Consider the following 11,066-nt stretch of genomic DNA (forward strand, 5'->3'; position numbering starts at 1 on the left):
CAACAGAATACCTGTTGCATCGAAAGGTCAAGTTGATAAGCATACTTACTATATTACAGGCGACAGCCGGAGTTATGATGGCACTTCCGATCCACGGCATGGCCGGACACCTGATCCGGCGACTGAACCAGATTTCGGTGTCGGTGTTTCAGGATCACCTCAAGGCCAGCGGATATGACCTGACGCAGGTGCAATATGCCTGCCTCGCGACACTGGATCAGAAACCCGGCATCGACCAGGCAACCCTCGCCGGGCTGATCGCCTATGACCGGGCAACCATCGGCACCGTTCTCGACAAGCTGGATGCGAAAGGGCTGGTGACACGCAAGGTCAGCCCGCGCGACCGGCGCGCCCGGGAAATGCATCTGACAGACGCGGGCAGCGACCTTTACCGTGCGGTGACCCCGCTGGTGCAGGACATCCAGATGCTGATGACCGGCGGATTGGAACCTGACGAACGCGCGGAATTCCTGCGTCTCGCGGCAAAACTCGCCAATGCCGGAAACGCCCTGAGCCGGGCGCCCCTGATCGAGCCGGATTAAAGCCAGCCTCCTTTTGCCGCACCGGCATCCGGCGCTTTTAACTCGACATACCAGGAATTCTTTCAGATACACCGACTATGGTTGGGGGATCAAAATTCAGGAATGGCAGTTACCGGGTGCGTCTTGCGGCGCGCCTGACGTTGCTTCTGTTCATCCTGAGAGCCGTCATTCCCGTCGGCTACATGCCGGACCTTCAGGCCCTCGCAGATGGCGGAGTCGAGATCGTCATCTGTACGCCGTCCGGGATCGAAACCATCCGGGTAGGCCCCGATGGCCGCCCGATCGGCCCTTCCGATAAAAAGGACAACGGCCAGTCCGCTACGCCGGAATGTCCGTTTCACGCCGCCTTCGCCCACGCCTTCACCGTGCCGGATCTTGCACCGCTCACGAAGATCGCAAGGCTGGCCTCCGTCAATCCAGCGCCCGCATCCGAGGACGTGCCGCTGCCGCCGGCTAACGGCCCGCCGCTCGGCTCCCGCGCTCCTCCCCGGAACCTCGTCTGACCGACTGACCCGATGCCTTCCGGCATTGGATTTTTCCTGTCGTTTCATACGAGGTTTTTTTATGCGTGAACGCAAATCCCTTGCGGCCCGACCGGCCGCGCGAATGCTGCTCTGCGCGGCATTGCTCGCCAGCACGGCAACCGCTGCCCTGGCCCAGACGACCGAAGCGCCGGTCAAACTTGACCCGGTCAGCGTCACCGCGAAACCGGAGCCGTCCCTGACCGTTCCCAGCACCGGGGAAGCCCGGCGCCAGATCGAACAGACACCCGGCGCGGTCGAAGTCATCTCCGACGAAGTCTGGAAGGATGGCGCATCGACAACTTTCAAGGATGTGCTCGACTACGTTCCGGGCGTTTTCGTCCAGCCGAAATGGGGCGAGGATTCCCGCTTCTCCATCCGGGGCTCCGGGCTGTCCCGGAATTTCCATCTGCGCGGTGTGCAGCTCTATCAGGACGGCGTGCCGATGAGCGTCTCCGACGGCAGTGCCGACTTTCAGGAGATCGACCCGACCGCCTATCGTTATGTCGAGGTCTACAAGGGGGCGAACGGCCTGAAATATGGCGCCAACTCCCTCGGCGGGGCGGTGAATTTCGTCACGCCCAGCGGTCATGACGCCCATCTTCTCGAAGGCCGGACAGATATCGGCAGCTTCGGCTTCCGCCGCCTGCAACTGAGCAGCGGTGCCGCGGAGGGTAATGTCGATGGTTTCATCACCGGCTCCTACCTGACTCAGGACGGCTTCCGGGATCACAGCGAAGGCGAATCCAAACGTGCCTCGGGCAATGTCGGCATCCGGATCAGTGACGCAGTCGAGACCCGGTTCTATCTCAACCTGACCGACATCGAACAGGAGATCCCCGGCTCCGTCAGCAAGGCCACCGCCCTGAACGACCCGGAGCCGGCGACCGCAAACAACATCGCCCGGGATTATCAGCGCAACATCGAGTCAGTCCGTATCGCCAACAAGACGACGGTACAGCTCGACGGCGCGACTGCCGAGTTCGGCGGCTATGCCATCAACAAGCACTTGATCCACCCGATCTTCCAATATCTCGACTACACCTATAACGACTTCGGTGCTTTCGCCCGAACCACCAGCGAGCACACCCTGTTCGACCACGGCAACCGGGTGACTGCGGGGATCACCGCATTCGGCGGCTGGGTCGACAACAGGCAATATGTGAATTCAGGCGGCAGCAAGGGTGCGCTTCTGTCCGGCTCGGAAGACCGGTCCTTCAACCTGATCGGCTATGCCGAAAACGGTTTCGACCTGCGGCCGGACCTGACGCTTGTGACCGGTATTCAGCTTGTCCATGCGGTGCGGGAACGGGAAGACGAATTCGCCGACGCCACCGATACCTCCGGCGATAACGACTACACCTTCCTCAACCCGAAACTCGGCCTGCTGTGGCAGGCCGGTCCGGAATGGCAGGTCTTCGGCAATCTGTCGCGGAGCGGCGAAGCCCCGACTTTTGGTGAGCTGAACTTCACCAACGCGGCGCTTTCCGACACCGATGCGCAATATGCAACCACGCTGGAAATCGGCACCCGTGGCGCGCGGGAGGACCTTACTTGGGACTTCGCCATCTACCGGGCGCATATCGAGAACGAGTTCCAGTATTTCGATCTTGGTGGCGGCCAGTACAGCGTCACCAATGCCGACAAGACGATCCATCAGGGTGTTGAAGCCGCCTTTGGCTGGGCTCCGGTCAAGGGACTGTTCACGACAGGCAGCGCGGAAGACAAGCTCTGGATCAACACCGCCTACACCTTCAGCGATTTCCGCTTCGACGGAGACTCGGCCTGGGGTGACAACGAGTTGCCCGGCGCGCCGCGTCACTTCCTGCGGGCCGAACTGCTCTACAAGAGCCCGCTTGGCTTCTATGCCGGGCCGAACGTGGAATGGGTGCCGGAGGCCTATTACGTCGACAATGCCAACACCCAGAAGACAGAAGATTACGCCCTGCTCGGCTTCCGGGCCGGTTACGACATCACGGAGAATTTCTCGTTCTTCATCGATGCCCGCAACCTGACGGACGAGAAATATATCGCCAGCGCCAGCGTTGCGGCGGTCGCCACCTCCTCGTCCGCGCTCTACGAGCCGGGCATCGGACGATCCGTCTATGCCGGCCTGCGTTTCCGCTGGTAGGGACCAAAACAAAACCCGGCGGTCAGGAGACCGCCGGGTTTCCATGCATCAGGCATGACAGCCTGAAGGTCAGTTTTTCCGGACCATATATTCGACCGGCCAGGTCACGAGCTCCGGGAACAGGGCGATGATCAGGATGCCGAGCAGCATCAGGAAGAAGAACGGCACCGAGGCCTTCGTGACCTGAATAAGGTCCCGTCCCGTCATGCCTTGCAGCACAAACAGGTTGAAGCCGACCGGCGGGGTGATCTGCGCCATCTCGACCACGATGACGGTGAAGATACCGAACCAGATCAGATCGATCCCCGCGCTTTCCACCATTGGCAGGACCACGGCGGCGGTCAGCACCATCATCGAGACACCATCCAGGAAACAGCCGAGGAAGATGTAGAGCACGGTCAGCAGCACCAGCAGCATGCCGGGCGACAGGTTCCAGGCATCGACATAGCTGGCCAGAACGCGCGGCACGCCGGTGAAGCCCATGGCGATGGAAAGGAAGGCCGCACCTGCGAGAATGAAGGCAATCATGCAGGACGTGCGGACGGCGCCCATCAGGCTGTCCATGAAGGAGGCCCAGTTCAGCGTCTTCGACCACCAGGCCAGCCCCAAAGCGCCAAGCACACCGATGGTCGCCGCTTCCGTCGGCGTGGCGAAACCGCCATAGATCGAGCCGATCACGCAGAAAATCAGCAGCACCACCGGGAACAGCAGACGCGATGCCTTTACCTTCTCAAGAAAGCTGAGACGCTCTTCCTGCCGCGGGGCCAGTTCCGGGTTCAGCAGTGCGCGGATCGCGACATAGGCCATGAAGATCGAGATGATCAGGATGCCCGGCACGACACCGGCGATGAACATGCGCGAGATCGATTGCTGGGCGATGACGCCATAGACGATCAGCATGATGGAGGGCGGGATCAGCAGGCCGAGCGTGCCCGACCCGGCGAGCGTGCCGATGGACAGTTTCTCGTCATAACCGCGCTTCTTCAGCTCCGGGATGCTCATCCGGCCGACCGTGGCGCAGGTCACCGCGCTGGAACCCGCGACTGCCGCCATGACGCCGCAGCCGACGATATTGACGTGCAGCAAGCCGCCCGGCAGCCGGGCCAGCCAGGGTGCGAGCCCGTTGAACATGTCCGACGAAAGCCGGGTCCGGAACAGGATTTCCCCCATCCAGACGAACAGCGGCAGCGCGGTCAGCGCCCAGTTCCAGCTCGCCTCCCAGACCGCGCCCGCAAGCAGGGATCCGGCCGGTGCCGGAGAGAAGAACTCGAGAGCGAAATACCCAACCGCGAGCAGGGCCGGTGCGACCCAGATGCCCGAGGCCAGCAGGCCGAGCATCAGGATGAAAAGAATGGCAGAGATCGTTCCGGCATCCATCAGTCGTCCTCCCCCGAGAACAAGGCAGTCGAGTTCTCGACATAGCTCGGTGTCTGGCCGCGCAGAATACCGATGAATTCATCCACCAGAGCGATTGTCAGGATCAGCAAACCGAGCCCCATGGCCGATTGCGGAACCCATAGCGGGATGGCCAGCAGCCCCTTGCTCATATCGCCGAAGATGTAAGAGAAATAAATCAGATCGCCGGCCCAGTAGGTCATGTAACCCATGGCCAGAACGCAGAAACCGACGCCCCAGAGCTCGGTCAGTTTCGACATCGGCCCCTTCGCCAAACGGATCAGCAGAGTGACCCGGATATGGCCGTCATAGCGGAAGGTATAGGCCAGACCGAAGAAGGTCGACGCGGCCAGGCAAAAGCCGGCGCTTTCGGTCGAATCGATGGCCACCCCGAAGAACCGCCCGATGATCTGCGCCACGATGGAGAGCGCGATCGCGACGAGGAAAAAAGCCGCAAGATAGCCGCTCCAGAGATAAAGCCTGTCCAGTAGTCGTCTTACCGCCATTGATGCCTCTCGGGGGGAATGTCTTTCGGAGTTCGGTCAGGATCCGGAAAAGGCAACGGCCGCCCCCAAAGGAGGCGGCCGCCGGTATTGCTTATTGCAGGGCGAGATAGCGATCGAGAATCGCGTTCGCTTCCGGGCTCGCGCCTTCGCGCCAGCCTTTCATCATCTCAAGACCGATGGTCTTCATCTTGGCGGTGACTTCTTCCGGCGCCTTGCCGGCGGACATGCCGTTATCCGTCAGCACCTTGATCTGGGCGGCGGTGGTTTCCGCGCTCATTTCCCAGGCCCGCAGTTCGGCTTTCTCGGCAGCGGCGAGGATGCCCGCCTGATCTTCAGCGGACAGGGCGGCGAAATACTTCTCGCTCACGATGACGGCGTTCTTGGAAAAGATCGCACCGGCATAGGTGAAGTTGGAGGTGTTGTCCCATGCCTGGATGTCGATACCGGTCTGCGGCGAGGTGAACAGCGCCTCGATCAGGCCGGTGGAGAAGGCCTGCGGGATTTCGGCGAACGGCAGGATGGTGGCGTCGAAGCCGAGCATTTCACCCATCTTCTGGGTCGCCGTGGAATAGATCCGCAGCTTCTTGCCCTTGAAATCATCGACCTTGGTCACCGGGAACTTGGTGTAGAAGCCCTGGCCCGGCCACGGTTGATAGAACAGCACCCGCATGCCGGCCTTCTTGAAGATGGCGTCGAAATATTCTTTCTGCAGGTCCTTCAGCAGCCATGCGTCGGCATAATCCGACGCGATGAACGGCAGGCCGGCGAGGACATACATCGGGTCCTCGTTGCCATAGACGCCGAGGCGGATTTCGCCGATCGGAATCTGGCCGCGCTGCACGGCGGTCTTGATTGCATCCAGCTTGATCAGGCTGTCATTGGAATTCAGCTGGATATCGACCGAGGTATTGGCCTTCACATCCTCGACGAACAGCTTCACGTTCTTGGTCAGGAAGTTGCTGTCCGGATAGCCGGACGCCATGATCCATTCCACCGCCTGGGCGCTGCCCGCGGTCGCCAGCATTCCGGCGCCCATCGCGGCGGAAGCCAACAGTGTCTTCATTTTACCCATTTGCCACTCCTGTTCGTGTGTTCTTTATTTCGGACGACAGAACATCGCCCGTGAAGGAAGAAAGCGCTTGGCGAGCCATCTCCCCGGGAGAGGCCACGCAATTCTGCGCCTGCCCCAAGCTTGCAAGAAGGAGTCCAGATCGGACGCCGTCTTTATTCTTTTAATTCAGATGGTTTGGGTTTCTTCCCCCTGTCTCCATCCGCTATTTTGCTTAGTTTCTATGCATCCAGCATACAAATATGATCGCTAACAGGGCAGGCTTTTTGTTACCCGGCTTCCCTGCCCCGCCATTCAGGCAACCCGGTGCGTGCCCGCCAGTGGTGCGCGATCTCGTCCCGCCTTGCAATCCAGACACCATCCAGTCCGCTCAGATGCTTCAGCACCGTGTCCAGCCCGCCGATCCGGCCCGGACGGCCGATGATTCTGAGATGCAGGCCTATGGTCATCATTTTCGGCGCCGTGGCGCCTTCCGCCCAGAGCCAGTCGATGGCATCGATGCAGTATTTCGCGAAATCGTCGCCATAGGTGAAACCGCCGCCACGCTGGAAGCGCATGTCGTTGGTATCGAAGGCGTAGGGCAGCACCACATGCGCGTGCCCGCCGACTTCCCGCACGAAGGGCAGATCGTCGTTATAGGCGTCGCTGTCGTACAGAAAGCCGCCCTCCTCGACCAGCAGGCGGCGGGTGTTCGGACTGGGAGCTGACCGGGTGTGCCAGCCGACCGGGCGGACGCCTGCGGCGGCTTCAATCTCGGTCACGCAGCGGGCAATGATCTCCCGCTCCTGCTGCTCGCTCATCCCGGCATGGCGCTCCCAGAGATAGGAATGACAGCCGATCTCGTGACCGCGCTCCACCATGTCCCGCGCCATCCAGGGCGACAGCGTCAGGGCCCGGGCGCAGCAGTTCATGTAGGCTTTCATGCCATAGCGGTCGAGCAGCTCCATGATGCGCCAGTAGCCGGCGCGGGTGCCGTACTCGAAATGGGTATCCTTGCAGGGATCGGGGGCGCCCTCGACTTCCTCGACAATCTCGTAGACCGGCTCGTTCCGTTCGTCGCCGAGGCTGACGGAATATTCCGCCCCCTCCTCGACATTCACGACCAGAGACACGGCTAGCCGCGCTCCGCCGGGCCACTCGGGGTTCGGAGGATTGTTACCGTAGCCGAGAAAGTCGCGCCCGCTCACCTCAGGCATCCTCACCCAGAATGAGTGTCCGCAGCCGCCGGGCCGCAGCCGGAACCGGGCCGATGACCGGACAGGGCGGATTGCTGGCGGCAAGCGTCTTCGCCGCATCGGCCAGCGGACCGCCACCTATCACCACCGCGTCGACATCGCCGCGCGCAACCGCTTCGTCGATCATCCCGCGCAGGGTTTCGACAAGCGCCTGGGGCTCGTTCATCAGCACGTAGATATCGGTCGTCGTGGTCAGCAGGGCCGACATCCTGTCCCGCACGCCGTACCGCACGGACAGAGCCGTGATGGCATCGAACAGGTCCGGCGTCGGCGCCACAATGGCGAAATTGCCGTATGTCGCCGCTTCCAGCATGCCACTTTCGGCGATACCGGCCACCGGCACCGGCAGCTTGGCTTTCAGCTCCTGCAGGGCAGGATCACCGAAGGCGGCGACCATCACCCCGTCCAGAGGATCACGCCCTTTGTCGAAGGCTTCCACCATCAGGTCCGTCGCCAGCTTCAGCCCGGCATCGTCGGTGATGATCGGCGGCGCGCCGACATTGGTCATTTCCTCGACATACCAGCGCGGGCCCAGCACCTCGCGGGCGGCGACGGCCATGCGCTCGGTCACACTCACCGTGGCATTCGGGTTGATCAGGAGAAGCTTGTGGTCATAGGTCATGTGTTATCTCGGGGGTTGGAAAAAATATCAGAGGGAAACTGTCCTAGTCTTCCCGTGCGAGGGCGGGATCGATGCGCTTCGCCTCTTCCGGCGTGACGCAGCCTTTTGTGCCGGTGATCAGCTTGTAGCTGTCCGGCTCCCGGTGCCGTTCGAAAGCGAACACGCTTTCCCGGTAGGAGCGGCAGAGATCGAGATCGCAATCGGCGGCGATCACCTCGTCTCCCTCACCCGTCACCACGGCGATGGTCTCGCCCGTCGGGGCGATGATCTGGGTGCCGCCCATATGATGCACGCCCTCTTCCATCCCGGCCTTGGAGACACCAACGACGAAACAGGCATTCTGGTAGGCGCCGGACTGCATCACCAGCGTGTTGTGATGCCAGGACAATCGGTCATGCTCCGGTGCCGGGGGATTGTGGATCGGCGTGTTGAAGCCGAGCAGGACCATCTCGGCGCCCTGCAAGCCCATGACCCGGTAGGTCTCCGGCCAGCGCCGGTCGTTGCAGATGCACATGCCGATCCGGCCGCCGAAACCGTCGAATACCCGGAAGCCCAGATTGCCCGGCTGGAAATAGCGCTTCTCCAGATGCTGGAAAGCCCGCCATGGCTCGTGCTCCGGATGCCCCGGCAGATGAATCTTGCGGTATTTGCCGAGCAGCGTGCCGTCCGGGCCGACCAGGATCGAGGTGTTGAACCGCTCCCCCTTCGGCGTCAGCTCCGCATAACCGATGCTGAACCCGATGCCGAGCTGCTTTGCCTTCTCGAACAGAGACGCGGTGTCCGGCCCCGGCATCTCGCGCTCGTAAAAGGCGTTCAGTTCCGCATCATCCTCGATATACCAGCGCGGGAAGAACGTGGTCAGGGCCAGTTCGGGATAAACCACCAGACCGGCACCGCGCCGGGAGGCGATCTCCATCATCGCGATCAACCTGTCCATCACAACGGACCGGCTGTCGGCACGGCTCACCGGCCCCATCTGGGCGGCGGCAACGGTTATATTTCGCATGGTCGCGCTCCGGACTGGTTCGCGTGGGAGGAGTTCGTCCAGGGCCTGCAAGATGCAGACCGTACCCGGGTAGCCTGCCGGAAACATGCCGGAACAACCAGCAAGATCAGCCATCCTGGCTCAAAGAATCCATCCAGGCCCCGCACAACAGACTGCAAGCATCATGACCGCGAGGCAAGGACTGCCCATAAAAACAGCACCGACCCGGTTGCGATGCACAAAATTTAACATGAATTTTGAGTATTTAATGACGACACAAGAACCAACACACTGAACTATAGGATTCATTTTGTTTGGTATGGGAATTGCGATGCTTGCTGTAGCGCAGCATCGTTTCGACGATAGCTTATTGGTTGGCGTGCCACCCACTGTTGCGGCGATGCAAATGCATTCCTCGATAGTGCCGGTAGGCGCTACTTGATGTCTCTTCAGGGCACACGGGATCCTTCCCTTTAACCCGTGCCCGCCACTTGAATGCAAGCCGCTCCCGCAACATCGCCCCGGATCCCGGGGCGCGAGGGGGCTTATGCGCCCTCTCTGCAGCGTTGACCCGAACCGAAAAATCGGCGGCCAGCGTCCAGCCACAGGGAGTGCTAAAATGTGTGAACGTCACGGACGCCTCGATTTACCTGATTTCGAGGCCATCAGAATGGACCGGCGTAAATTCCTGAAATCGACGGCGGCCGGTGCCGCCGGTGTCATCACCATGGGAGTAGGACCCGGCATGTTCGGGTCCGCTGCGATGGCTGCGGAAAGCACCATCCAGTCCACGCACGGGACCGGGTTCTGCAATCTGAACATGTTCCTGACCCACGCCGTGCAGACCGCGAAGGAAGACGGTCTGACGCTGGAATTCGTCAACACACCGACCTTTGCCGAACAGGTCACCTTTCTCGGGATCGGCCAGGTCGATGTCGGCCTGATGCCCTATACCAGCTTCATGGCGCTCTACGATGCGGGCGCACCGGTGAAGGTGGTTGCCGGCGGCGGCATCGAAGGCTGCGTGATCGTCGCCCGACCGGGCCTCGACAGTGCCGAGAAACTTAAGGGCAAGACCCTGGCAACCTTCCAGCTCGATACCCTTGAGGTCATGCCCTACGACTGGCTGAAGAAGCACGGTGTCGATTTCAAGGACATCAATGTCCGTTACATGGGCTCCACCCCGGAAGCCGTCGAAGCCTTCAAGGCCGGCGCGGTCGACTGGATCTGCACCATCGAGCCTTACGGGACTGCGCTCGTGAACGACGTGCCCGGGGCTGTGATGCTGTCCGATGGCACGGACATCTATGGCAAGGGCTATACGGACTGCGTGCTGGCTGCCCGGTCACCGCTGATCGAGGAAAACCGGGAAGGCCTGAAGGCCCTGATCAAGGGCATGATGAAAGCCCAGATCATGGCGGAAAGCGACCCGGCGGGCACACTCGAGAAACTGGTCGGCACTTATTACAAGACCTCGATGGAGAACGCGAAGATCGCCATGGCCAAGCAGCCGGCCGTGGTCGATGCCCGGTCCCAGACCGACTTCATTCTCGACCGGACCGACAGTCTGGTGGAGATGGGCTACATCAAGAACAAGCCCGACCGCGCCGCGATCGACTGGACTCCACTTGAAGAAGTCATCGCGGAGAATCCCGAGCTTTACGGTAAGCTCAAGCTGAAGGCGGCCTGATCATGGCCTCAGTCTCAACTGACCGGACTCCGGTCAGCGGGACCGGCACAGCCGCCGGCGGACAAGACAGTCCGCCGGCGCTTGCCGGCTATACGCTGCCGGAGCCGCTACGGGAGCTTCTGCCGAAAATCGGCTGGACTCTCGTCTCCGTCGGCACATTCGCCGCGATCTGGGAATTTCTCTGGGCCATAGGCTGGGCCGACCCCAAACTGTTGCCGCCGCCCCATGTGTTCCTTGGCGCTTTCGCGGACCAGGCCAAGTTCTTCAACACTGCGCAACGCTGGGCGATCGGAGTCTCCGCCAATGCCGGGCCGACGCCATGGCAGGCGGTGTTGATCACCGTCGTCTCCTCGGCAATGCGGGTGTTCAT

11 protein-coding genes are annotated in these 11,066 nt (G+C 61.4%); 5 read left to right on the forward strand and 6 right to left on the reverse strand.

Features of this window, described 5'->3' with window-relative positions; genetic code table 11:
• The first annotated feature begins 77 nt into the window (after positions 1 to 77).
• From AAC126_RS19740 to AAC126_RS19750, 3 genes are all read left to right on the forward strand, one after another.
• Positions 78 to 542: a MarR family transcriptional regulator gene (locus AAC126_RS19740; protein WP_339856654.1), complete on the forward strand. Its 465-nt coding sequence runs from the start codon at positions 78 to 80 to the stop codon at positions 540 to 542.
• A 77-nt stretch (positions 543 to 619) separates the two neighbouring features.
• Positions 620 to 1,045 (forward strand): DUF2946 family protein, encoded by a 426-nt coding sequence (locus tag AAC126_RS19745; protein ID WP_339856656.1) that lies wholly within the window; start codon positions 620 to 622, stop codon positions 1,043 to 1,045.
• 61 nt (positions 1,046 to 1,106) lie between these two features.
• On the forward strand, positions 1,107 to 3,194 hold the full coding sequence (locus AAC126_RS19750) for a TonB-dependent receptor (RefSeq protein ID WP_339856658.1): 2,088 nt from the start codon (positions 1,107 to 1,109) through the stop codon (positions 3,192 to 3,194).
• A gap of 69 nt (positions 3,195 to 3,263) precedes the next feature.
• Here the strand turns inward: AAC126_RS19750 and AAC126_RS19755 are convergent, their stop codons facing one another.
• The 6 genes from AAC126_RS19755 to AAC126_RS19780 all read right to left on the reverse strand — a co-directional run bounded on the left by AAC126_RS19755 (position 3,264) and on the right by AAC126_RS19780 (position 9,027).
• The gene (locus AAC126_RS19755; RefSeq protein WP_339856660.1) at positions 3,264 to 4,571 is read right to left on the reverse strand and encodes a TRAP transporter large permease subunit; all 1,308 of its coding nucleotides are present in this window, start codon (positions 4,569 to 4,571) and stop codon (positions 3,264 to 3,266) included.
• Positions 4,571 to 5,095: a TRAP transporter small permease gene (locus AAC126_RS19760; RefSeq protein ID WP_339856662.1), complete on the reverse strand. Its 525-nt coding sequence runs from the start codon at positions 5,093 to 5,095 to the stop codon at positions 4,571 to 4,573. Before AAC126_RS19760 ends, AAC126_RS19755 begins: the two co-directional genes overlap by 1 nt.
• Positions 5,096 to 5,186: 91 nt before the next feature.
• On the reverse strand, positions 5,187 to 6,167 hold the full coding sequence (locus AAC126_RS19765) for a TRAP transporter substrate-binding protein (RefSeq protein ID WP_339856665.1): 981 nt from the start codon (positions 6,165 to 6,167) through the stop codon (positions 5,187 to 5,189).
• A gap of 266 nt (positions 6,168 to 6,433) precedes the next feature.
• Positions 6,434 to 7,351: a polysaccharide deacetylase family protein gene (locus AAC126_RS19770; RefSeq protein ID WP_339856668.1), complete on the reverse strand. Its 918-nt coding sequence runs from the start codon at positions 7,349 to 7,351 to the stop codon at positions 6,434 to 6,436.
• A 1-nt stretch (position 7,352) separates the two neighbouring features.
• Complete coding sequence (locus AAC126_RS19775) at positions 7,353 to 8,021, reverse strand: aspartate/glutamate racemase family protein (RefSeq protein ID WP_339856670.1); 669 nt, start codon at positions 8,019 to 8,021, stop codon at positions 7,353 to 7,355.
• Positions 8,022 to 8,064: 43 nt separating this feature from the next.
• On the reverse strand, positions 8,065 to 9,027 hold the full coding sequence (locus AAC126_RS19780; protein ID WP_339856673.1) for an N-carbamoyl-D-amino-acid hydrolase: 963 nt from the start codon (positions 9,025 to 9,027) through the stop codon (positions 8,065 to 8,067).
• Between the two features lie 598 nt (positions 9,028 to 9,625).
• Between AAC126_RS19780 and AAC126_RS19785 the strand changes: the two genes are divergently transcribed.
• On the forward strand, positions 9,626 to 10,696 hold the full coding sequence (locus tag AAC126_RS19785; RefSeq protein ID WP_339856676.1) for an ABC transporter substrate-binding protein: 1,071 nt from the start codon (positions 9,626 to 9,628) through the stop codon (positions 10,694 to 10,696).
• A 2-nt stretch (positions 10,697 to 10,698) separates the two neighbouring features.
• Positions 10,699 to 11,066 (forward strand): hypothetical protein (locus AAC126_RS19790; RefSeq protein ID WP_339856679.1); only part of this gene is annotated, 368 nt, incomplete at its 3' end.

The sequence above is a fragment of the uncultured Nisaea sp. genome (genome assembly GCF_963974195.1).
Lineage (GTDB): Bacteria > Pseudomonadota > Alphaproteobacteria > Thalassobaculales > Thalassobaculaceae > Nisaea.